Source organism: Asanoa iriomotensis, from assembly GCF_016862515.1.
GTDB classification, from domain to species: Bacteria; Actinomycetota; Actinomycetes; order Mycobacteriales; family Micromonosporaceae; genus Asanoa; species Asanoa iriomotensis.
In genome coordinates this window covers 321370-342655 of sequence record NZ_BONC01000001.1, presented here as the reverse complement: position 1 = coordinate 342655, position 21286 = coordinate 321370, and the positions used below count along the sequence as shown (strand labels likewise).

Sequence of the window (21286 nt, the reverse complement as noted above, 5' to 3'; positions counted from 1 at the left end):
AAATGGTCAGCGTGATCATCCTGATGCACAGCTCGAAGACCATGCGCCCGCCGACGACCGGGCACCGCCCGACCGGCACGCCGGTGCTCCTGGACAAGGCGCGGGAACTGGTCGACGAGTTGCGGGCCCTGCCGAGGGCGCAGCTCGCGAAGATCATGAGCGTGTCGCCGGACCTCGCGGACAAGACCCGCCAGCAGTACGCGGAGTGGTCCACCGAACCCGACGTCCAGGCGCCGGCGGCCGAGTCGTTCGTCGGCGACATCTACAGCGGCCTGCAGGTCGACACGTTCACCGCCGCGCAGCGCCGCTGGGCCGACGCGCACCTGCGGATCCTGTCGGGGCTCTACGGGATCCTCCGGCCGTTCGACGGCATCCTCCCGTACCGGCTGGAGATGGGCTACAAGCTCCCGACCGGCAACCTCTACCAGTTCTGGGGCAAAGCGATCGCCGAGCAGCTCCCGGCGAGCGGGCCGATCGTCAACCTCGCCGCGGCCGAATACAGCAGGACCGTGACGAAGCACGTCGACCCCGCGCGGATCGTCACACCGAAGTTCCTGACCGTCGACGAGAAGTCCGGCCAGCCGAAGTTCGTCACCGTGCACGCGAAGATCGCTCGCGGCGCGTTCGCCCGCTGGCTGGTGACCACCAAGGCCAAGGAGCTGACCGCGTTCACCGAGATCGGCTACCGGCACGCGCCCGCGCACGGCACCGAGCGTGAGCCCGCGTTCGTCTGCGCGGAGTTCGGCGGGAAGGGTCTGTCCATCCGGTTAACCTGACCATTTCCCGGATTCCTGGGTCGGGGTCCGGTTCCGGGCCTGCCCCGGAGGTGGCGGTCGCCGGCCGGTAGCAGGATCTGCGATATGACGCAGACGAGTGTCCTGTCCGACTCCGCACCGGCCGCGGTGCGTGACCCCTTCCTCGGCCGGCTCGGCCGCTGGTGCTTCCGGCGGCGCTGGACCGTCCTCGCGCTCTGGCTGGTAGCCGTCGTGGCCGGCGGGTTCGCGGCCGGTCCGGTGTTCGCCGGCCTCGACGACAACCAGGGCCCCTCGTCGCTGGAAGCGGTCGCCGGCAGCGACGTCATCGAGCAGGCGTCCACGTCGTCCGGATCGATCGTCGGGGTGGTGCGGGGGATCAACCCCGATTCGCCGGCGGTACGCACGGCGGTGAGCGACGCCGCCGCCCAACTGTCCACGGTGTCGGGCATCGGCGCCGTCGTCACGCCCTACGTCGGGAGCCCGGCGGCCGCGGCCCTGCGCGCGACCGACGGCCGAGGGCTGCTCGTGCAGGCGCGGCTGGCCGAGCTGTCCGGCGACGACCTGGACACCGCCACCGACGCGGCCGTCGAGCGGCTGCGCGCCCTCGGTCCCGCGCTGCGGGCGGCGGGCGAGCCCGGCGCCACGGTCGAGGTCGGCGGCGGCCGGCTGGTCAACCGGGAGGCCAACGCGCAGGCGCAGAAGGACCTCTCGTTCGCGGAGCAGCTCTCGCTGCCGATCACCCTGCTCGTGCTCATCTTCGTGTTCGGCGGCCTGCTCGCCGCCTTCGTGCCGGTGCTCGGCGCGATCGTCTCGATCGCCGGCTCGTTCACCGTGCTGCTGTTCTTCGCCAACATCACCACGCTCGACCAGAACGCGGTCACCGTCGTGACGCTGATGGGCCTCGGCCTGTCGGTCGACTACGGCCTGCTGCTGGTGGCCCGCTACCGCGACGAGCTGGCCGCCGGTCGCGAACCTCTCGACGCGATCGGTGCGGCGTGGGCCACCGCCGGGCGGACCATCTTCTTCTCCGCGCTGACCGTGGCGGCCGCGCTCGCCGGCATGCTGGTCTTCGGGGTCACCGCGCTGTCGGCGCTCGGCGCCGCGGGGGTGTCGATCGCGCTGGTCGCGATGCTGGTCGCGCTCACCTTCAGCGCCGCTCTGATCGGCCTGTTCCGCAAGCGGATCCGGCCTTCGAAGCGCCAGCTCGCCGCCGGGTCCGCCGACCGCGGGTTCTTCTTCCGGCTGGCGCGCGGCGTGCAGCGGCGGCCGCTGGTCACGGCGTTGGCCACCGCGCTGGTGCTGATCGCCGCCGGCTTCCCGCTGCTGACCATGAAGGTCAAGGTGGACGACCTCGACGGGCTGCCCCGCTCGCTGGAGTCGGTGCGGGTGATCGACATCCTGGCCGCGGACTTCGCGACCCCGGCCCAGCCGGCGGTCACCGTGGTCGCCCGCACCGACGCCGCCGCACTGGAGTCCTGGGCCCGCTCGCTCGACTCGCCGGACATCGCCGGCGTGCGCCCCGCCGAGCAGATCGCACCCGGTGTGGCCACGGTGGACATCGACGCCGTCGGCGACCCCGAGGGCGAGGCCGCGCTGCGCCTCGTCGACGCGGCCCGCGCCGACCGGCCGGACGGGGTCGAGTCGTGGGTGACGGGCATCGCAGGCTTCCACCGCGACCTCAACGACCTGCTGCTGTCCCGGCTCCCGTACGCGATCGCCCTGACCCTGCTCGCGATGGTCCTGCTGCTCTGGGCGATGACCGGCTCGCTGATCGTGCCGTTCAAAGCGGTGCTGATGAACGTGGTCTCCCTCGGCGCCACGTTCGGCGTGCTGAGCGCGGTCTTCGAACACGGTGTGCTCTCGGAGGTGCTGCGCACCCACGTGGTCGGCGGCATCAGCCCGTTCGTGCTGGTGACGGTGTTCGCGTTCGCCTTCGGCCTGTCGATGGACTACGAGGTGTTCCTGCTCGCCCGGATCAAGGAGCACGTGGACCACGGCGCGCCCAACGACCTGGCCGTCCGCCGCGGCCTGCAGAGCTCCGGCCGCATCATCACCTCGGCCGCCCTGCTCATGGTGATCGTCTTCAGCTGCTTCCTGACGGGCCGGATCGGCACGGTGCAACAGATCGGCCTGGGCCTGGCGGTAGCGGTCGCGGTCGACGCCACCCTGGTCCGCTGCGTCCTGGTCCCGGCCACGATGACCCTGCTGGGCCGCTGGAACTGGTGGTCACCGCGCCCCCTGGCCCGCCTCCACGCCCGCCTGGGCTTCCGTCACTGACCCAAGCGCACGGGGTAGGTCTCGTTCGTGAGCCAGCGTGGCAGCAGGATGGCGTAGTAGGGGCTGCCCAGCGTTTCGCTGGTGCCGCCCGGCAGGGACGAGACCGCCCGGATGCCGTCGCGGGTCGGTTGTGCGACGGCGCGGCGGACCGGGCCGCCGCCGAAGGTGAACTCCGTCGCCGAGTCCGCGCGGACGTTGTGGCCCGCCACGTCTACCGTGCTGAAGCCGCCGTCGACCGGGACGCCCGGCAGGCCCGGCAGCGGTGCCGGGAAGGCTCCGCCGGCCGGTGGGATCGACCACGGTGCGCCGAGCGGCGCCGCGAACGTCACCCGGTGCAGGCGGCCCCAGCGGTAGTCGTCCTGCCGGGTCGAGCCGCCGAACGCGGCCGCGAACGACGGGCCGGCCAGCAGGTCGAGGGCGTCGGCCAGGCTGCGCAGCAGCAGCACGTCGCGGCGGTCGGCCGGGTCCGCGACGCCTGGGACCGCGTAGAAGTCGACGCCGGACGCGCCCACGCCCCGCCCGGTGGGGAAGCGGTCGAGCAGCACGCGCAGTGCCTTGAGTGCCTCGTCGCCGCCAGGCTGCGGCAGGCCGTAGGGCGCGATGCGGGCGTCGACCACGTTCTTGACGTACTGGCCGCGCCAGACCGCGTAGATCGTGGCCGCGACGCTGTCGCTCACCTCGCCGCGCGTCGGCGGGCGGAGACGGCCGTCCACATCGGACGCGTCGTAGCCCTCGGGGATGCCCGTCGGCGTCGTGCAGTCCCAGCGGGCCAGCCGGTCGACCGCTTCCGCCACCCGCTTGTCGGCGGCGAGCGCGGCCAGCGCGGGTGTGTCGCTGCGGGCGGCCCGGCGCAGGGCGTTGACGATGTGCGGCCGGAAGAACTGCGCGTCCAGCAGCGTCACGTCGGCCTGCTGCTCCTGCACGTCCCGCATCGAGACCTTCCTGCCGCGGGCGATCGCCTCCCGCACCAGCGCGGTGATCCGGCCGGCGCGGAAGCCGTCGTAGCCCACGTTGAGGTAGTAGATGCCGCCCGTCGCCCGGCGCTGGTTGAGCGGGTCGTTGTCCAATGTGGTGCCGGCCGGGTCGTTGTTGGCGTTGACGAAGAAGCCGGCCGGCGGGTCGACCACCTGCGGCATCTCGCGCGGCGGCAGGATCTCGTACGGCAGCGCCTGGCCCGGGTGACGCCGCGTGGCCGGCAGCCACTCGTTGCCGCCGGTGCCGTCCCGCAGCAGGTAGGGCGGCCGGCCGCGGACGGCGCCGGCCTCCAGGTCCTCCCGCAGCGGCAGCTCCGCGCTGGTGAAGTAGGCGATGTGGCCGCGGACGTCGGTGACCGCCCAGTTCTGCGAGCCCACGTCGAAGAGGTCCAGCGCCTGCTTGAAGTCGTCGATGTCGCGGGCGCGGTCGAACAGCCGCGAGGCCTCCAGCTCGCGGGTCGGCGAGAAGCCGGCGTACTGGACCGACAGGGCCGTGCCGGCCGCGGTGTCCAGCGAGACGATCGGCCCGTTGTTGCGCCGGGGGACGATCAGCGTCGCGGCGGGGACCCCGCCGCCGGGCGGCACGGTGACGATGGTGTCGGTCGCGTCGGGGGTACGCGCGTTGACCCGGAACGTCTCCGGGATCGCCTGCACCGGCTCCCGCGTGCCCTGGTAGAGCGTGGCCAGCCCGCTGGGCGACGTCGGGTCGGGCACCACCCGCTCGACGTAGGTGTCGGTGACGTCCATCGGGTTGGTGGTGGCACCCCAGGCGACCCGCTGGTTCTGGCCCAGGATCACGTAGGGCGCGCCCGCGAAGCTCTCGCCCTGCACGTCGAAACCGGCGCCACGCAACGCGACCGGATAGAACGTCGACGGCGTGGTCAGCGACAGGTGCGGGTCGTTGGCCAGGATCGGCTTACCCGTGTCGGTGTGCCGCCCGGCGATGGCCCACTCGTTGGAGCCGAGGGTGAACGAGCGGTCGACGGCCTGTGCCAGCATCGGCGTGCGCTCGACCCGGGCCTGGTAGTCGCGGGCGAGCCGCAGCGCCGGGCCGTCCAGGCCCGTCGTCGCCCGCGCGCGCGGCGGGCCGTGGTGGCCCTTGGTGCGCATGGCGTCGGGCACCGTCGAGGCGTCGCTGAACGGCTGCGACCGGAAGAGGTCCTCGCTGAACATGGCGGCGCCGTCGAAGCCGGCCTGCGCGCCGGCCCGGGCGTACGCCTCGGCGGCCACCGTCAGGTCGATGTCGAGGTCGAAGGAGAGGCTGAACGCGATCGCCTTGCCGATGACGAGGCTGTCGACCGGCGTCCACGGCGCGAAGCGGGTGACCCGCACCGCGGCGTACTGCGCCGGCAGCGGGTTGCGGGCGACCCAGGCGTTGACGCCCGCGGCGTACGCGTCGAGCCCCGCCCGCATGTCCTTGCCCTGTGCGCCCAGGCTGCGCTCCGCCGCCCGGCGCAAGCCGATCGTCCGCGTCTCGACGTCGCTCGCCAGCGCCGGCTGGCCAAGGAGCTCGGCCAGCGTGCCGGAGGCCTGCCGGCGCGTCACGTCCATCTGGAACAGCCGGTCCGTCGCGTGCTGCCAGCCCTGCAGGAAGAGCAGGTCGTGCTCGTCGCGGGCCTGGATGTGCGCGATGCCGTAGGCGTCCCGGACGATCGACCCGGACGAATGCATGCCGGGTATCCGCAATTGCGCCGGTGAATGCGCGGAGGCGGGATGCGCCCATCCGGCGGTGACCGCGAGGAGGACGGCGGTGAGCAGGCCGAGCATGCGACGACGCATCCGAACCTCCGTCGAGGGTGGAGGGTGGCGCTCCTGCCCGCACCTTAACGACCCGGCAACAAGCCGGCAACAGCCTGCGCCGTTCACCGCGTCGTGATCTTGACGTAATCGCTCCGAGATAGACGGATCGCAAATTGATCAACACCTGTCCACCGGTGCAAGGAGTGCTCATGGCGCCCACCCCGCCGACCGATGCCGAGCTGGATGTGTTCATCCGCGCCCGGCTCGCCTCCCTCGGAATCGACCTGGACCAGCTGCCCGCCGGCACCGCCGCCGACCCGGAGACCGGCGCGCCCGGCCAGGCCTCCGTGCTCGCGTCGCTGCGGTCGTTCGTCCGCGGCACGATCGGCGGGCTCGCCGCCTACCAGATGCCGGCGCCGGCCGGCACCGACCCCGCGGTGGCCCGCGCGCTGTCCCAGCAGGCCGCGCCGCTGCTCTACCCCTCCATCGCGACCGAGTGGAGGAAGCCGTGACCGTCGAGCCCGCCGACACCGGCGTCGACCGCCGGGCGTTCCTCGCCCGGGCCGCGGCCCTCGCGGCCGTGACCACCGTGGGCGCGGTGGCGTTGCCGGCCGTGGCGTCCGCGACCGGCAGAGCGCCCACATTGGACAATTCGAACGCGTTCGTCAAGCCCCGCCCGGAGGCGCTGGCCGACCCGACCGAGCTCACCATCGCCGAGGCGGCCTGGCTGATCCGCGAGCGCCAGCTGCGGCCGGAGGAGCTGCTCGAGGCCTACCTGGCCCGGATCGCCGCTTACGACGGCACGTACCAGGCCTTCAACGTGGTCCTCGCGGAGCAGGCACGGGCCGTCCGCAGCACCGGTCGGGGTGCCCTGCGCGGCATCCCGCTGGCCATCAAGGACAACTACTACACCGCCGGTGTGCACACCACCGCCAACTCGTTCCTGTTCCAGGACTTCGTGCCGCCGTTCGACGCCACCGCGGTCGCCCGGCTCAAGGCCGCGGGCGGGATCGTGCTCGGCAAGACCCAGATGGGCCCGCTCGCGACGACCCGCGCGACCACCCCGGACGGGGTCGTGACCACGGTGAACGCGTGGACGCCGACCAACCCGAACACCGACCCGGGCGGCTCGTCGACCGGCACCGCGACGGCGGTCGCCGGCCGGATGGCGACCTCGGGCATCGGCACGCAGACCGGCGGATCCATCACCGCGCCGTCGAACGCGCAGAACCTGACCGGCATCAAGCCGACGATGGGCCGCGTGTCGCTGCACGGCATCATCCCGCTCAGCTACACCCGCGACCACCCCGGCCCGCTGACCCGGGACGCCAAGGACGCGGCCATCATGCTGACCGCGATGGCGGGTCCGGACCCGGCCGATCCGCGCACGCAGGGCCTGCCGGGTGTCCCGAACCTGATCGACGCGGCCACGCCGGTGTTCCACCGGGGCAAGGTGAAGCTGCGCTGGAACACCCGGATCGGCGTGCTGCCCGGCTTCGCCAACGGCACCTCGGCGACGGCCCTGGCGCGGCAGGCCTACCTGGCGGCGCTCGCGGCGATCCCGGGGGCCACCCTGGTCGACGTGCCGCTGCCGGACGAGTGGGACCTGTTGACCGGCAACACGTTCAACAACGTCCGGCTGCCGGAGCGCAGCGAGCCGTTCATGCCGTACCTGCGGGACAACCTGCGCGGCTTCGGCGTCTCGCTGTCGGGCTGGCTGCAGGGCGCACTCTTCGGCGGCAACGAGTTCCTCATCGGACAGCGGGCCAAGCTGCTGCTGCTGGAGCGGGTGCTGGACCAGATCTTCGACAAGTGCGACGTGGTGGTCCAGACGGGCCCGGTGCCGTTCGACATCATCGGCCTGCCGGAGCTAGCGTTCCCGATCGGCTTCACCGCGGCCGGCGTGCCGATCGGCACGATCCTCGGCGGGCTGCCCTACGGCGAGGACCGGCTGCTCTCGATCGCGGCGGCCTACCAGGCGGTCACGGACTGGCACCACCGCCGCCCGGCGGACCCGCCGGCCGGGGTCGCGGCCCGGCTGGCCCGTCCCCGCCTCACCGCGGACGACGTGCTCGAACAGTCGCAGTAGCCACGTGCCGGGGTCGGGCCGCCGCGGTGGCCCGGCCCCTGTGCGTACACTGGCCCGTTGTGAACGCCTTGGATCCGAAGGCGATCGCCGCGAAGTTGATGGGTGAGCCGATCGCCGACGCCGACGATGCCCGGGTGGCGGACGCGAAGCGTCGCTTCGACCGGCACGAGCGCGAGCGCGCCGGGCTGCGCCGCCAGGCCCAACCGGGCGACGAAGCCGCGGATGAAGGCTGAGCTCAGTCGCTGAAGGCCGCCTGGTCCACATCGAACAGTGGGCCCCGGCCGCCGCGGAAGACCAGGTAGAGGTCGTGGAAGCCGTTCGCGGCTCCGGGGGTCGTGTCCACCCAGGTCGTCGCCGTCTGCCAGGCTGATCCGTCGCCGGCCGGGACCGTCGTCGTGCCGACGAGCCGGCCGTGCGGGCTGTCGACGCGGGCCTCGATGACGCCGCCGGCGCGGGGTGCGACCGTGGTGTGCAGGCGGAGTTGGCCCTTCTGGTCGGCGAAACCCGCGGCCGAGCCGTCGGCGAAGTTGACGTTCCGCCAGCGCAGCCAGCTTCCGTCGCGTACACCCGTGGCGATGTCGTCCGTCACCCGCAGACCGGGGGAGTGGCCGTCGTTCTCCTCGACCGGATAGGTGGAGAACACGTCCTTGCGGTCGGGCAGGGCCGGCAGGCTCGCGGAGGAGAACGTCGTCACGCTCCGCGCGCGCAGCGTCGCGGTGAACGACGAGTCGTGCGTGCGGACGTCGCGCAGTCTCGTCATGTTCTCGCTGGCCGAGGTGCGATAGGCGGCCACCTCGCGGGTGCGCGGGAAGCCGCCGGTCAGGTCGACGTCGAGCGTCACGTCCGTCGGGTTGTTGTTGACGACGACCACGGTGAAGTCGCGCCCGCCCTTGTAGGCGGTGAGCGCCACACCGGGCGCCGGCGTCTTCGTCGCGCCGATCATCACGTCGCCCGGGTCGAGGAAGCGGCTGTACTGGCCGATCGTGTAGTAGCGCTTGAAGATGCGGTACTGGCCGTTCTCGGTCGGGTTGCCGCTCTGCGGTGTGCCGGTGTTGACCAGCCGGATCAGGTCGGAGCCGTCGGCGCCGTTGTTGGCGACCGGCCACCACCAGAAGTACGCGTTGAGCCGGGTCTCGTCGAACAGGTTGCCGATCAGGTTCGCGTACCGCAGGCCGTCGGTGATGGTGTTGTTGACGAAGAGGCGGTCGCGCGGGGCGCCCTGGTTCATGTACTCGGTCTGCCAGATCGTCTTGCCCCGCTCGTGGGACGCGGCGAACGCGCCCGGTGCCGCGCGGGTGGCGTCGTCGACCAGGCCCGCGTACCCGTGTGCCGCGACGACGCCGACGTGCGCGTCGGCCGCCGGGTCGGTGACCGCCGGCAGCGCGAACCGTTCGTCGAAGGTGACGCCCTCGCCGAGCACGTTCTCCGCGTCGACGCCCCGGCGCGCGAACGTCGGGCCCAGGTGGTCGCGGACCAGCACCCGCAGCTCCTCGGGCGTCCACTGGCTGCTCGAGTAGCCGGTAGTGACCTCGGGCTCGTTCGTCGGTGAGACGTGCGTGATCCGGATGCCGAACTCGCGCTCGTAGCCGAGGACGTACTCGGCGAGGTAGTCGGCGAAGGCCTGGTACAGGTCGGGGCGGATCTTGTTGGGTGGGCCGTCGGGTCCGGAGGAGACCACGCTGTTGTTCTGCTTCATCCAGGCCGGCGGGCTCCAGACGCTGGCCATGAAGGTCCGGACGCCGCGCTTCTTCGCCTCGCGCATCAGCCAGATCTGGTGCGCGTCGAACGCGGCCTTCCGGGCCGGCCAGTCGGGCTGGTCCCAGACGAACACCCCAGGCTGCGGCTCGATGGTCTGCGTCGGGCCGTCGTAGAGCTGGTCACCCCACGTGCCGCCGTCGCCGACCATGACGCGGACGATGTCGAGGCCGATGCCCTTCTCGTCGTCGAAGACCAGGTCGAGCAGTTGAGAGGTCAGCGGCTCGCCGAGACGCTGGATCGCACCCGCCTTGTGGAAGGCGAACGAGCCGCCGAAGCCGTCGATGGTCTGGCGCTCGTCGCTCCAGTCGACGACGGCCACCGGCCGGTGCGCCGCGGCGCCGCTTCCCGCACTGGCGGCGATCAGGGCGCAAACGGTCGCGAGCCTCGTCGTCCAGCTGGTCCGGCGTCGCATGACAAGCCCCCATCCATCGACGTGTACGAATCAAGCTAGGAGTCGGGGGACGACCGGGCAAGAGTCGCCGGTTGTCCAACATTTCCGGAAATCGGACCATCCTGACGTTCCGGTGTGGATCCGCGCCGGCGGGTCAGCGCCACCCCGGCGAGCACGACCGCCATCCCGGCGGCGATCCGGGCGCTGAACTCCTCGCCGAGCACCGCGACGCCCAGGGCGACCGAGACCACCGGCAGCAGGTAGCCGACCGTGGCCGCGTTGGTGGCGCCTTCGGCGGCGATGGTCCGGTAGGTGAGGTGGAAGGTGACCCCGGTGGCGACGACACCGAGGATCACCACGGCGGCCAGGGTGCGCGGGTCGAGCGCGACGGGTGTCAGGCCGCCGGCCGGCAGGGTCAGCGCGGTCAGGGCGGTCGCGGCGACCAGTTGGGCGGCGGACAGCGAGATCGTGGGTACGCCCTTGCCGACCAGGTGGCGTCCCATGTAGGCGAAGCCGACGGCGTAGCTCGCGGCGGCGCCGACGATCGCGAGCGCGCCCCAGCCGACCGGCCCGGTGCGCTCCCACGGCGCGAAGATCAGCACGACGCCCGCGAAGCCGAGTCCGAGGCCGGCGAGCCGGGCCGGTGGCAGGCGCCGCTCGGTGCCGAGGGCGAGGCCGGACAGCAGCGACCACAGCGGCGTGGTGGCGTTGAGGACGCCGGCCACGCCCGAGTCGATCGTCCGCTGGCCGAGACTGAACATCGCGAACGGCAGGGCGTTGCAGAAGAACGCGGCGACGACGACGTGGCACCAGGTCGCCTTGCTCGCCGGCAGCCTGTGCCCCGTGGCGAGGCAGGCGGTCAACAGCGTCGCCGCTCCGAGGAGGCACCGGCTGAGGGTGACCTGGACCGGCGTCAACGCGGTCAGGGCAACCTCGATCCAGAGGAACGTCGAACCCCACAGCAGCGCGAGTACGCCCACCCGGGCCCAGCTTCTCGTCACGCTCCGCACGTTGCCGTGGCCGACCTGGAAGGACAAGCGAAAAGTTCAGCAGGTCCGTTAAGTTGTGCTACATGCTTGACGTGCGACGGATGCAGGTGCTGCGGGCGGTGGTCACCAGCGGCTCGGTGACCGCGGCGGCGGCACACCTCGGCTACACGCCCTCGGCGGTCAGCCAGCAGGTGGCGGCGCTGGAGAAGGAGGCCGGCATCGCGCTGCTCGAACGCGCCGGCCGGGGCGTGCGACCGACGGCGGCCGGGCGGCTGCTCACCGGGCACGCGGCGGTGATCAGCCAGCACGTCGCGTCCGCGGAGACGGCGCTGGCCGACCTGCGGGCCGGGCGAACGGGCCGGTTGACGGTCCGCTACTTCGCTTCGGTGGGTCCGACCCTGCTCGCGCCGGCGGTGGCCCGGCTGCGCCGCGACCACCCCGGCGTGACGGTGGAGCCCAGGCTCAGCGGCGCGGAGGACCCGGAGCCGGAGGTCGCCGAGGGCCGGGCGGACCTGGCGGTCGTGGTCCGCCGGCCGGGCGAGGGCGCGCGGGCTGGGGTCCGGCTGGTGCGGTTGCGCGACGACGCCTATCGGGTGGTGTTGCCGGTGGGACACCCGCTCGCCGCGCGCCGGGCGGTGGACCTGGCCGACCTGGCCGGCGAGCCCTGGGTGGGCAGCGAGCCACCGGGCCCGTGCCTGGAACCGATCGCGGCGGCCTGCGCGGCGGCGGGCTTCAGCCCGCGGTACGCGGCGACGTCGGAGGACTACGCGACCGCACAGGCCTTCGTCGCGGCCGGCTTGGGCGTCGGCCTGATCCCGCGTCTCGGCCTGGGCGCCCGGCACCCGGGCGTCGTGGTGCGCCGGGTCCGCCGCCCGGAGCCGATCCGCACGATCCACGCGGCGGTCCGCGAGGTCTCAGCGACCGAGCCTGTCCTGCGCGCGCTGGTCGACGCACTGCTCGCCGGGTGAATCGGTCAAGCCGGGCTCACGACTGGCGCAGCGAGGGCATCGGGATCTGGATCGCGAGCGCGGTGGCTCCCGCTCCGACGCCGGCCTGACAGGTGTTCGGCGGCACGGTGCCGATGCCGCGCACCGCCGGGCGTTCGGCGGCCCAGAACATGAAGCCGAGCATCCCCGCGGTCGTGCCCGCGCCGTTGGGGGCGACGCTCTGCACGTAGGGCGCGGCGGCGTTCTGCACCGACGCCGGGTAGTTGACGCATTCGGGCAGGGGCTTGCCGCCGTACGCGACGTAGATGGCGCCCGTGAACTTGGCGGGTGCCAGTGGCGGCACCGGCGGGCCGTACTGGGGTTTCCCGTCGACGTGCTCCTGCCAGTCGGCGATCGCGTTCGCCGCGGAGGCCGGCCGGGCGGTCACCATCGCGTTGGCGTAGTCGAGCACCGGTGTGTCCGTGCGCAGCCAGTCGGCGGTCGCCTTCCGGTTGAGGGCGATCAGCCAGCGGTCGCCCGCGGCCACGTCGATCGTGAGCCGGGCGGCGGCCCGCGCGCCGGTCGCGTCGTAGGGATGGACGGCCCGGTAGGCGTCGATGAAGGACTGGAGCGCGGGCAGGTTGGGGTTGGTGTTCTGCTCGTAGTCGATCTCGATGCCGACGCCGAGTTGGGTCGCCACCGCGGCCGCCCGCTGCCCGAGCAGGGCGGCGTTCTCGGACAGGGCGGTGTCCCAGTCGTCGGTGTAGGTGATGCCGCCGATCGAGAGCATCACCCGCACGCCCCGCGAGGTGAAGTAGTTGACGATCTCGGGGGTCATGCCGCGCGGCACCCCGGCGACCGTGGTCGCGTCGGTCGTCTGGCGCAGCAGCCGCAGCGGGTTGACGAAGGAGAGCACCACCAGGTTGACCGACGGGCGACCGTCGCCGCGGTCGATCAGCCAGTGGTTGGCGCTGTCGAACTCGGCGACCGTGCGGACCGCGCCCCAGGTGCAGAAGTCGTTGCCGCAATGCCACGCGCCGTAGATCTGTGGCGCCGTGGCCAGCGCGCCGGGTGCGGCCGCGGTCGCGGGGGCGGCTGCCGCGAGCAGCGCCACCAGGATGGCCAGTAGACATGTCAGTCGTCGCATGGCGGACCTCCTTCCGAAGAGGATCCCGCCGCAGCGCACGACTTTCATCCACAGGCAACTTTGTTTTCAGATACCGCCGGATCGGCGCGCGAGGGCTGGCCCCGGTCGGCGCGGGACCAGCCCCCTCGGGCCGTCAACCGGCGATGATGCGGCCGTCCGGTTGGCGTACGCAGGCGATCGTGCGGTTGGCGGTCGTGGCCGCGGCGGCCAGGCACTGGCCGAGGACCTGGTGGCCCGCGGCGTTGGGGTGCCAGGACTCCTGGCAGGTCTGGAAGTAGGTGACGCAGGTGTTGGCGATCCGCTGGATCGCGATCTTGTCCTTGCCCGCCAGGCTGGTCACGGGCGTCCCGGTCGGTCCGTCCTGCAGGCGGATCGGGGTGGCCAGCGCCCCGGTCGGGCTGGCGTCGAGCTCGCAGAGCCGGGCGCCGTCGAAGGCGCGCTGCACGTTGAGGTAGACGATGTCCTCGCCCGGGAACTCGGCGGCCAACGTGGACTGCCCACTGCGGACGATGGCGCCGAGGCCGCCGGAGAACCAGTGCCCGGCCGCGAGGCTCGCGCGGTGGATGGGGCAACCGGCCGCGTAGCGCTCGGCGCCGAGCTCCCGGAACTTGTCGCGGTCGTCGGCCCGCCCGTCCTCGGTCCAGAACCGCTGTGCGAGGTCGAACGGCAGCGGGTTGGTGTAGTCCTGCAGCACGATCCGGTGCTGCCCGTCGGCGTCGACCTGCCGCAGTGTGGCCACGATCTGCCGCACGGCGGCCACGGTCTCCGCGGTGGCGGCGGCCATCTGCGCGTCGGTGGCCAGGTCGCTGGTCGCGCACGGCGCCTGCTCGACCGGCCCGTTGAGGTAGGCCCAGAACTCCCACCACCCCGTCCACGCGTCGGCGATGAACCGGTTGGCGCACTTCTCGGCGACGTTGCCGAACGTGAACTGGCTGTTGTTGGACCCGAGCCCGACCAGCACGACGTCGATGTCGTGGGTCTGCGCCACGGCCCGCAACTGGTCGAGCTGCGACGCCACCGTGCGCCCGTTGGCCCGGCTCGCGGACGCGGCGGCGATGTCGAAGGGCTGCCCGCCGGAGCAGGCGAGGTTGAACCGGGCGGCGATCCCGGGCAGCGCGGCCTGCTGGATGGACGCGTTGCCGGACCGGTGGCAGAAGAAGGCGTTGCTGTTGGCGGCCGACCAGCCGGGGAAGCCCTGCGAAACGCCGTTGAGGTCGGTGACCGGCTGGTAGGCGCCGGCACCTTCGCCGCTGACGAAGCTGTCGCCCAGCGCCACGGCGGCGGTCGGCAGGGCGGCGGCGGCCGGTGCGGGCGTGGCGCCGACGGCGACGACGCCGGCGGCGAACGCGGTGAGGGCGGCGGCCAGGAACGCGGGACGACGCATGCGACCTCCAGGAAACATGAAAGAAACTCTGAGATCGCGATCAGATCATCGTTGTACGACGTTCGTCAATATCTGCCGACCGCGCGTATACGGCACAAACATGCCGCTGGACGCGACGCGGGTCACAAGGAACTGGGCGATCGAGGCGGGCGCCCATAAGCTCTCGTTATGGCTGATCTCGAGACGGTGTTGCTGCGAGCCTTCCTGACCGCCGCGCGGGCCGGGAGCATCGGGCGGGCCGCGGTCGCGCTGGGGCACAGCCAGCCCGCGGTGAGCCAGCAGTTGCGCAAGCTCGAGCGCGCGGTCGGGCAGGAGCTGCTGCAGCGAAGCACGGCCGGCGTCGTGCTCACCAAGGCGGGTGAGACCCTGCTGCCGTACGCCGAGCGGATCCTGACCCTGGCGGCCCAGGCGCTGCGGGCGCCGGGGGAGCCGCTCACCGGGCACTGCGGGATCGGCCTCACCGAGGACCTGGCCGCGGCGGGGCTGCCGCAGGCGCTGGCCGACTTCGCGCGGATGCATCCCGGTGCCACGCTCGAGATCGTCACCGGGCCCGGGCCCGCCGTGCGCGAGGCCTTCGACAGCGGCCGCGTCCAGCTCGCCCTGACCGATCCGGCCGATCTGGCGGAACCACCACGGTGGACGGTCAGGCGGCCGCTGACCTGGGTCGCGCACAAGAGCGTCGACCTCACGGCCGACCCGCTCCCGCTCGTGCTGTTCTCCGAGCCCGGCGGGTGGCGCGCACCGCTGCTCGCGGCCCTGGACGCCGCGGACCGGCCCTGGCGCGTCGCCTTCGAGAGCACCAGCCTCGCAGGCGTGCAGGCGGCGGTCCGGGCGGGGCTCGGCGTCGCCGCGCTGCTGCCCGCGAACGTCGAGCCCGGCACCGCGGTGGACGGGCTCCCCGCGCTGCCCGGCGTCGAGATCGGCATCGTGCGCCGGCCGGACACCGAGGAAGACCCCCTGGCCGACGCGGTCGAAGGGGTCCTCCGGCGGGTCAGCTAGCCGGCGCCCGGTCCGGCGGGAAGCCGCCCGTGGCGACCGGGCCCCACGAGTCGATGGTCACGCGGATCAGCGACTTGCCCTGACGGCGCATCGCCTCCCGGTACTCCGCCCAGTCCGGGTGTTCGCCGGCGATGCAGCGGAAATAGTCGACCAGCGCGTCCTCGGTCTCCCGCGCCGGCATGTCGAGGACCTCGGCGGTGCCGTCGACCTGGACGTACGGGTCGTTCCAGTCGTCGGAGTGGACCAGCACGCTGACGGCCGGGTTGCGGCGGAGGTTGACCGACTTGGCCCGGTCCGGATACGTGGAGATCACGATCCGGCCGGCCTCGTCGACACCGCCCGACACCGGGGACAGCTGTGGCCGCCCGTCACGGCGGAAGGTGACCAGGGTGAGCCGGTGCCGGGTGCGGACGAACTCGAGGAGCTGCGCGCGGTCGACCCGGTCGGCGGTTGCGATCTTGGGCACGCGACCAGGCTACTCCTCAGCGCTCGCTGTCGAGCAGGTGCAGCTGCTGGTCCATGTAGCGCCCGCCGGCGGCGGCGCCGGCCGGGATCGCGGCCTCGATCCGGGCGAGCAGCTCCGGGGTGAGCATGAGCGCCACGTCCAGCGCGCCGAGCGACTCCTCGAGCCGGTCGACCCGGCGCGCGCCGACCAGCGGCACGATGTCGGCCCCCTGCGCGGCCACCCAGGCGATCGCGACCTGGCTGGTGGTCGCCCCGATCTCCTTGGCGACCTGGGCGAGCTCCTCGACCAGCCGCAGGTTGGCGGAGAGGTTCTCGCCGTTGAACCGGGGCAGGGCGGCCCGGAAATCCCGGGTGCCGAGCTCCCGTTGCACCGACCAGTGGCCGCTGAGCAGACCGCGGGAGAGCACGCCGTAGGCGGTCAGGCCGATGCCGAGCTCGCGCAGCGTGGGCAGGATCTCCTGCTCGGGACCGCGGGACAGCAGCGAGTACTCGATCTGCACGTCGCTGATCGTGGCGACCGCGGCGGCCCGGCGGATGTTCTCGGCACCCACTTCGGACAGTCCGATGTGGCGAATGTAGCCGGCCTCCTGCATGTCCCGCAGAGCGCCGACGGTCTCCTCGATCGGGATGTCGGGGTTGAGGCGCGACGGCCGGTAGATGTCGATGTAGTCGGTGTCGAGCCGGCGCAACGACTGCGCGAGCCGGTCGCGCACCGCCGACGCGGACACGTCGTAGGGGACCGGCTGGAACGACCCGTCCGGGTTCTTCCGGCTGCCGAACTTCACGCTGAGCACGACGTCCTCGCGGCGCCGCTCGCGCAGGGCGCGGGAGATCAGCAGCTCGTTGTGGCCGGAGCCGTAGAAGTCGGCGGTGTCGATCAGGTTCATGCCGGCGTCGAGGGCGGCGTGCAGGGTGGCGATGCTCTCGGTCCGGTCGGCCGGGCCGTACATGTCAGACATGCCCATGGCGCCGAGGCCGAGGGCGCCGACGACCGGTCCGGTCGCGCCGAGCTTGCGGGTGGCGATTGTCGTCATGGCCAAAACCGTATCACTGCTAACGCGGAGCCGTGAGCGGTGATAGCATGTGGTGATGACAACACCGAGGCAGCGGATCCTCGACGCGGCGGCGGAGCTCCTGGCCAAGGGCGGCCGCGAAGCCGTTTCGACCCGGGCGGTCAGCGCCGCGGCCGGTGTCCAGGCGCAGACGATCTACCGGCAGTTCGGCGACATGGCCGGCCTGTTCGCCGCCGTCGCCGACGAGGCCTGGGCCCGCTACCTGGGCCAGAAGCGCGCCGGGGAGCAGCGCGACGACCCGGTCGCCGACCTCGTCGCGGGCTGGGACCTGCACGTCGAGTTCGGCCTGGCCAATCCGGCCCTCTACAAGCTGATCTACGGCGACCCCCGCCCCGGCGACCCGTCGGCGGTCAGCGGCGAGGGGCACGAGCTGCTCATGGGCATCCTGCGCCGGGTCGCCGCCGCGGGCCGGCTGCGGCTCCCCGTCGAGGCGGCGGCCCCGATGGTGTACGCGGCCAGCGTGGGCGCGACCCTGGCCCTGATCGCCGCACAGAGCGACGGCACCCTCGGCGCGCACGCCGCCCTCTCCCGCGACCTCCGCGACGCCGTCATGGCCGCGGTCCTGACCGAGGAGGGGACGGACGGGATCGGCGACCGCGCGCTGGCGCTCAAGGCGAGCCTCCCCGCGGTCGCCGACCGGTTCAGCCCGGCCGAGCAGATCCTCCTCGCGGAATGGCTGGACCGGATCGTGGGGTGATCAGCCCGGCACCAGCAGCACCTTGCCGCGGATCCGGTCCTCCTCGGCGTCCCGGTGCACGGCCGCCAGGTCGGTCAGCGGTCGGGTCGCCGCCACGTCGACGCGCAGTGCGCCCGCCGCCACCAGGGCGACGAGCCGCGCGAGCGCCGCAGGGTCCGCGGCCACGACGAAATGCGTCGACCGGACCGACGGCGGCGCCGCGACCGGCCCCGTGGCCGACACGATCGTCCCGCCCGGCCGGACCGCGTCGACCGGCGCCGGTGCGGGCGCCAGGTGCACCAACACGTCCACGGCCAGGTCGTGCAGCGAGGTGCGGGTGTGGTCGACCACCTCGTCCGCGCCGGCCCGGGCGACCAGCCCGGCGCTGCGCGGGCTGGCGGTGGCCACGACGTGCGCGCCGGCCCGCTTGGCGAGTTGCACCGCGAACCACCCGACGCCGCCGCCCGCGCCGTTGACCAGCACCCGCTGGCCGGCCCGGAGACCGGCGACCGCGTGGGCCGCGGTCAGGCCGGCGACCGGCAGCGTCGCGGCCCCGGTGAGTGGCACGCCGGCCGGCACCGCCACCAGGGCCTCCGCTGGGGCCACCGCGAAGTCGGCCGCGGCCCCGCCGGCGTCGAGCCGGCCCACGACCGCCTCGCCAGGGGTGAACCCGACGCCCGCGGTGACGACGGTGCCGGACACGTCCCAACCCATCGTGTACGGAAAGCCGACCGGCAGCACGTCCCTGAGCAGTCCTCGGCGCAGCCCGACCTCGGACGGGTTGAACGCCGTCGCCGCGACCCGGATCACCACCTCGCCGGCGCCGGCGACGGGCGGCGGCACCTCGTCCGCCACGATCACGTCGGGACCGCCGTACCGGTGGATGCGCATCGCCCTCATGACCATGAACCGTATGCACGCCGCGGCAGACGATCCATGTGTCGCCATCCCCATTTCATACGAGATCGTCTCCGCTTACGCTCCCCTCGTGGACGTGCTCAGCGATGTGATCGCCACCCTGCGCACCGGACGGCCGGTGTCGGCCATGGTCGCGTTCCGATCGCCGTGGGCACAGGAGTTCGCGCCCGTGCCGGGCGCCGCCGGCTTCCAGGTGGTGCTCAGCGGCACCTGTTGGCTGCTCGCGCCCGGCGCGGAGCCGGTGCCGCTGGCCGCCGGCGACGTGGTGTTCCGGCCGCACGGGCGGGGGCACGTGCTGGCGGACCACCCGGCGACCCGGCCCGACGGCCCCGCCTGCGACCCGCTGGGACCGCGACCCGCCCGGTCCGTCGTCGAGGTCGCCGATCCCACCGTGGTCACGCTCTGCGGTGCCTACGAGCTCGACCCGATCAGCACCCATCCGCTGCTGCGCGACCTGCCCGAGGTGGTGCACCTGCCGGGCCGCCACCCCGGGCTGGCGGCCTGCGTCGAGCTGCTGGCGACCGAGCTCCGCCGGCCGCGGCTCGGCACCGACGCGGTCGTGCCGGCGCTGCTCGAAACGCTGCTCCTGTTGATCCTGCGGACCTGGCTCGAGACCGGAGACGCGGCGGCACCGGCCCGCGGCTGGTCCGCGGCGCTACGCGATCCGGCGGTGTCGGCCGCGATCCAGGCCCTGCACCGGTCGCCGGCGACACAGTGGACGGTGGCCGCCCTGGCGGCGGAGGCCGGCCTGTCCCGGGCGCCGTTCGCCGCCCGCTTCACGCGGCTGGTCGGGCAGCCGCCGCTGACCTACCTCACCTGGTGGCGGATGACCCTCGCCGCGGGCCTCCTCCGCTCCGGCGACGCGCCGCTGGCGGAGGTGGCGTCGGCCGTCGGCTACCGCTCCGAGTTCGCGTTCGCCGCCGCGTTCAAGCGACATCTCGGTTCCGCACCGGGCCGCTGGCGCCGTGCGGCCTAGGCTGGGATCATGGCACCGATCTCGATTCCCACGCGTACGCTCAACGACGGTTACGCGATGCCCTGGCTCGGCCTCGGCACCTGGCCGCTGCGTGGCCGGCAGCTCACCGACTCGATCCTCGGCGCGATCGAAATGGGCTACCGGCTGCTCGACACCGCGTACAACTACGAGAACGAGGACGCCGTCGGCGCCGCGATCCGGGAGAGCGGTCTGCCGCGCGAGGACTTCTTCGTCACCAGCAAGCTGGCGGGGCGCCACCAGGGCAAGCCGTACGTGCGGGACGGGTTCTCGGCCTCGCTGGAGCGGCTCGGTCTCGACTACGTCGACCTCTACCTGATCCACTGGCCGCTGCCGCGGGTCGGCCGCTACGTCGAGTCGTACGCGGAAATGGTGGCCCTGCAACAGGAGGGCCTGATCCGCTCGGTCGGCGTGTCGAACTTCCTCGACGAGCACATCAAGGCCGTGGTCGCCGCGACCGGCGTGGTGCCGGCGGTCGACCAGCTCCAGGTCTCGCCGTCGCACGCCCAGGTGGACGTGGTCCGGGAGGTGTCCGACCACGGCACGGTCGTCCAGGCGTGGAGCCCGCTGGAGCGCAACAGCGGCATCCTGGAGAACCCGGCGGTCACCGCCATCGCCGAGCGGATCGGCGTGACGCCGGCACAGGTTGTGCTCCGCTGGCTGATCGACCGCGACATCACCACGGTCCCGCACTCGAGCCACCCCGAGCGTCAGCGGCTCAACGCCGACATCTTCGGTTTCGCGCTCGAGCCCGCCGACGTCGCGGCCATCACGGCCCTCGACGTCGGCGCGCCCGTGCGCCAGGATCCCCGTACCTGGGAAGAGTTCTAGACGAAGCGCTTCACGAACGTGAGCGCGGTCTGCGCGACCTCCTGCCAGCCGCTGTCGATCGTCAGCGAGTGGCCGCGGCCCGCGATCTCCACGAACTCGGTGACCGCGTGCTCGTTGCGGGCCTGCCGCTCGTACGACGCGTGCGAGATCGCGTGCGGCACCGTGTGGTCCTTCTCACCGGAGACGACCAGCAGCGGCCCGCGCTCGGCGTTCTCGGTGTCGACCGCGACCTCGGTCCACGGGTTGAGGTTGGCGAAGGCGCCCTGGAACAGCGGCTCGCCGGGCGCCGGCACCGCGAACTCCTTGTAGAGCTCGTGGGCCTCCTCCTCGCTGACCGCGTTGGCGAAGGCGTAGCGGAACTGGTCGTAGGTCAGCGGCACCGCGCGGTGGCGGTTGGCCGGGTTGCCGAGCACCGGCGACGCGGAGCGCAGTGTCGAGAACGGCAGGGGCAGGACACCCCGGAACGGGGCCGGGTCGACCGCCACCGAGGCGGCGGACAGGCCGCGGCCGGCGGTGATCTGCGTGAGCAGGCCGCCGAACGAGTGGCCGATGACGGCCGGCTTGCGGTCCAGCTTGCCGATCAGGTCACAGAAGTGGTCGGCGACCTGGCCGACGCTCTTGCCGGCCATCACCTCGGGGTGCGCGTTGGCCTCGGCCACGGTGTCGGGGTCGTCGGGCCAGCCCGGCGAGACCGGCGCGTAACCGGCTTCGGCGAACAGCGCCGCCCAGCGGTCCCAGCTGCTGGGCAGCAGCCACAGACCGTGGATGAAGACGACCGGCTGGCGGCCGCTGGCGTTGGCGTCGGTGATCTGCTGGACGTCGGACGCGTCGGACATCGGTAAGTCCTCCTGAATTCGGACCGGCGGCCGGAGAGCGCGGTCGCCGGTCCGAGTCTGCGCG

The 21286-nt window shown here is 72.9% G+C and carries 19 protein-coding genes; 10 read left to right on the top strand and 9 right to left on the bottom strand.

The window, feature by feature from the left end:
- Positions 1-2 precede the first annotated feature (2 nt).
- Together Air01nite_RS01575 and Air01nite_RS01570 are read left to right on the top strand one after the other, a co-directional pair.
- A complete protein-coding gene (locus Air01nite_RS01575) occupies positions 3-776 on the top strand; it encodes a YaaA family protein (RefSeq protein ID WP_239090417.1) in 774 nt (257 codons plus the stop codon).
- 84 nt (positions 777-860) lie between these two features.
- A complete protein-coding gene (locus tag Air01nite_RS01570) occupies positions 861-3032 on the top strand; it encodes an MMPL family transporter (RefSeq protein ID WP_203699930.1) in 2172 nt (723 codons plus the stop codon).
- On the opposite strand, the gene Air01nite_RS01565 is transcribed toward Air01nite_RS01570, so the two are convergent.
- Positions 3026-5785, bottom strand: a complete 2760-nt coding sequence (locus Air01nite_RS01565; RefSeq protein WP_203699929.1) for a penicillin acylase family protein — start codon at positions 5783-5785, stop codon at positions 3026-3028. The two genes, Air01nite_RS01570 and Air01nite_RS01565, sit on opposite strands and share 7 nt — an antisense overlap.
- A 170-nt stretch (positions 5786-5955) precedes the next feature.
- Between Air01nite_RS01565 and Air01nite_RS01560 the strand changes: the two genes are divergently transcribed.
- The 3 genes from Air01nite_RS01560 (at position 5956) to Air01nite_RS01550 (ending at position 8068) form a co-directional block, all read left to right on the top strand.
- Positions 5956-6258: a hypothetical protein gene (locus tag Air01nite_RS01560; protein WP_203699928.1), complete on the top strand. Its 303-nt coding sequence runs from the start codon at positions 5956-5958 to the stop codon at positions 6256-6258.
- Positions 6255-7835, top strand: a complete 1581-nt coding sequence (locus Air01nite_RS01555; RefSeq protein WP_203699927.1) for an amidase — start codon at positions 6255-6257, stop codon at positions 7833-7835. Before Air01nite_RS01560 ends, Air01nite_RS01555 begins: the two co-directional genes overlap by 4 nt.
- Before the next feature lie 68 nt (positions 7836-7903).
- Positions 7904-8068 (top strand): hypothetical protein, encoded by a 165-nt coding sequence (locus Air01nite_RS01550; protein WP_203699926.1) that lies wholly within the window; start codon positions 7904-7906, stop codon positions 8066-8068.
- A gap of 2 nt (positions 8069-8070) precedes the next feature.
- Here the strand turns inward: Air01nite_RS01550 and Air01nite_RS01545 are convergent, their stop codons facing one another.
- Together Air01nite_RS01545 and Air01nite_RS01540 are read right to left on the bottom strand one after the other, a co-directional pair.
- Complete coding sequence (locus Air01nite_RS01545; protein ID WP_203699925.1) at positions 8071-10005, bottom strand: glycoside hydrolase; 1935 nt, start codon at positions 10003-10005, stop codon at positions 8071-8073.
- Positions 10006-10040: 35 nt separating this feature from the next.
- Positions 10041-10985 (bottom strand): DMT family transporter, encoded by a 945-nt coding sequence (locus tag Air01nite_RS01540; protein ID WP_203699924.1) that lies wholly within the window; start codon positions 10983-10985, stop codon positions 10041-10043.
- A gap of 71 nt (positions 10986-11056) precedes the next feature.
- Between Air01nite_RS01540 and Air01nite_RS01535 the strand changes: the two genes are divergently transcribed.
- Complete coding sequence (locus Air01nite_RS01535) at positions 11057-11941, top strand: LysR family transcriptional regulator (protein ID WP_203699923.1); 885 nt, start codon at positions 11057-11059, stop codon at positions 11939-11941.
- Between the two features lie 16 nt (positions 11942-11957).
- Here the strand turns inward: Air01nite_RS01535 and Air01nite_RS01530 are convergent, their stop codons facing one another.
- Complete coding sequence (locus Air01nite_RS01530) at positions 11958-13046, bottom strand: glycoside hydrolase family 18 protein (protein WP_203699922.1); 1089 nt, start codon at positions 13044-13046, stop codon at positions 11958-11960.
- A gap of 133 nt (positions 13047-13179) precedes the next feature.
- Positions 13180-14430: an SGNH/GDSL hydrolase family protein gene (locus tag Air01nite_RS01525; protein WP_203699921.1), complete on the bottom strand. Its 1251-nt coding sequence runs from the start codon at positions 14428-14430 to the stop codon at positions 13180-13182.
- A gap of 168 nt (positions 14431-14598) precedes the next feature.
- Between Air01nite_RS01525 and Air01nite_RS01520 the strand changes: the two genes are divergently transcribed.
- Positions 14599-15429: a LysR family transcriptional regulator gene (locus tag Air01nite_RS01520; RefSeq protein ID WP_203699920.1), complete on the top strand. Its 831-nt coding sequence runs from the start codon at positions 14599-14601 to the stop codon at positions 15427-15429.
- Here Air01nite_RS01520 and Air01nite_RS01515 read toward each other — a convergent pair.
- Together Air01nite_RS01515 and Air01nite_RS01510 are read right to left on the bottom strand one after the other, a co-directional pair.
- On the bottom strand, positions 15422-15895 hold the full coding sequence (locus tag Air01nite_RS01515) for a PPOX class F420-dependent oxidoreductase (RefSeq protein WP_203699919.1): 474 nt from the start codon (positions 15893-15895) through the stop codon (positions 15422-15424). The genes Air01nite_RS01520 and Air01nite_RS01515 overlap by 8 nt on opposite strands.
- 16 nt (positions 15896-15911) lie before the next feature.
- Positions 15912-16928 carry an aldo/keto reductase gene (locus Air01nite_RS01510; protein WP_203699918.1) on the bottom strand — a complete coding sequence of 339 codons (1017 nt, stop codon included), beginning with the start codon at positions 16926-16928 and terminating at the stop codon, positions 15912-15914.
- A gap of 55 nt (positions 16929-16983) precedes the next feature.
- On the opposite strand from Air01nite_RS01510, the gene Air01nite_RS01505 reads away from it, so the two are divergent.
- Positions 16984-17664, top strand: a complete 681-nt coding sequence (locus tag Air01nite_RS01505; protein WP_203699917.1) for a TetR/AcrR family transcriptional regulator — start codon at positions 16984-16986, stop codon at positions 17662-17664.
- Here the strand turns inward: Air01nite_RS01505 and Air01nite_RS01500 are convergent, their stop codons facing one another.
- Positions 17665-18543, bottom strand: a complete 879-nt coding sequence (locus Air01nite_RS01500) for an NADP-dependent oxidoreductase (protein WP_239090416.1) — start codon at positions 18541-18543, stop codon at positions 17665-17667.
- An 88-nt stretch (positions 18544-18631) separates the two neighbouring features.
- On the opposite strand from Air01nite_RS01500, the gene Air01nite_RS01495 reads away from it, so the two are divergent.
- Together Air01nite_RS01495 and Air01nite_RS01490 are read left to right on the top strand one after the other, a co-directional pair.
- On the top strand, positions 18632-19537 hold the full coding sequence (locus Air01nite_RS01495) for an AraC family transcriptional regulator (RefSeq protein WP_203699915.1): 906 nt from the start codon (positions 18632-18634) through the stop codon (positions 19535-19537).
- Positions 19538-19546: 9 nt separating this feature from the next.
- Positions 19547-20386 carry an aldo/keto reductase gene (locus Air01nite_RS01490; protein WP_203699914.1) on the top strand — a complete coding sequence of 280 codons (840 nt, stop codon included), beginning with the start codon at positions 19547-19549 and terminating at the stop codon, positions 20384-20386.
- Here the strand turns inward: Air01nite_RS01490 and Air01nite_RS01485 are convergent.
- Entirely contained in the window at positions 20383-21222 is an 840-nt protein-coding gene (locus Air01nite_RS01485) for an alpha/beta hydrolase (protein WP_203699913.1), read from the bottom strand. The genes Air01nite_RS01490 and Air01nite_RS01485 overlap by 4 nt on opposite strands.
- Positions 21223-21286: the final 64 nt, after the last annotated feature.

Excerpts from the sequence above, each read along its gene's own strand:
- Air01nite_RS01510 (WP_203699918.1), bottom strand. The coding sequence starts at position 16,928 with ATGACGACAATCGCCACCCGCAAGCTCGGCGCGACCGGACCGGTCGTC.
- Air01nite_RS01520 (WP_203699920.1), top strand. The coding sequence starts at position 14,599 with ATGGCTGATCTCGAGACGGTGTTGCTGCGAGCCTTCCTGACCGCCGCG.
- Air01nite_RS01570 (WP_203699930.1), top strand. The coding sequence starts at position 861 with ATGACGCAGACGAGTGTCCTGTCCGACTCCGCACCGGCCGCGGTGCGT.
- Air01nite_RS01545 (WP_203699925.1), bottom strand. The coding sequence starts at position 10,005 with ATGCGACGCCGGACCAGCTGGACGACGAGGCTCGCGACCGTTTGCGCC.
- Air01nite_RS01525 (WP_203699921.1), bottom strand. The coding sequence starts at position 14,430 with ATGCGTCGTCCCGCGTTCCTGGCCGCCGCCCTCACCGCGTTCGCCGCC.
- Air01nite_RS01575 (WP_239090417.1), top strand. The coding sequence starts at position 3 with ATGGTCAGCGTGATCATCCTGATGCACAGCTCGAAGACCATGCGCCCG.
- Air01nite_RS01505 (WP_203699917.1), top strand. The coding sequence starts at position 16,984 with ATGACAACACCGAGGCAGCGGATCCTCGACGCGGCGGCGGAGCTCCTG.
- Air01nite_RS01565 (WP_203699929.1), bottom strand. The coding sequence starts at position 5,785 with ATGCGTCGTCGCATGCTCGGCCTGCTCACCGCCGTCCTCCTCGCGGTC.
- Air01nite_RS01560 (WP_203699928.1), top strand. The coding sequence starts at position 5,956 with ATGGCGCCCACCCCGCCGACCGATGCCGAGCTGGATGTGTTCATCCGC.
- Air01nite_RS01485 (WP_203699913.1), bottom strand. The coding sequence starts at position 21,222 with ATGTCCGACGCGTCCGACGTCCAGCAGATCACCGACGCCAACGCCAGC.
- Air01nite_RS01500 (WP_239090416.1), bottom strand. The coding sequence starts at position 18,543 with ATGAGGGCGATGCGCATCCACCGGTACGGCGGTCCCGACGTGATCGTG.
- Air01nite_RS01490 (WP_203699914.1), top strand. The coding sequence starts at position 19,547 with ATGGCACCGATCTCGATTCCCACGCGTACGCTCAACGACGGTTACGCG.
- Air01nite_RS01535 (WP_203699923.1), top strand. The coding sequence starts at position 11,057 with ATGCTTGACGTGCGACGGATGCAGGTGCTGCGGGCGGTGGTCACCAGC.
- Air01nite_RS01530 (WP_203699922.1), bottom strand. The coding sequence starts at position 13,046 with ATGCGACGACTGACATGTCTACTGGCCATCCTGGTGGCGCTGCTCGCG.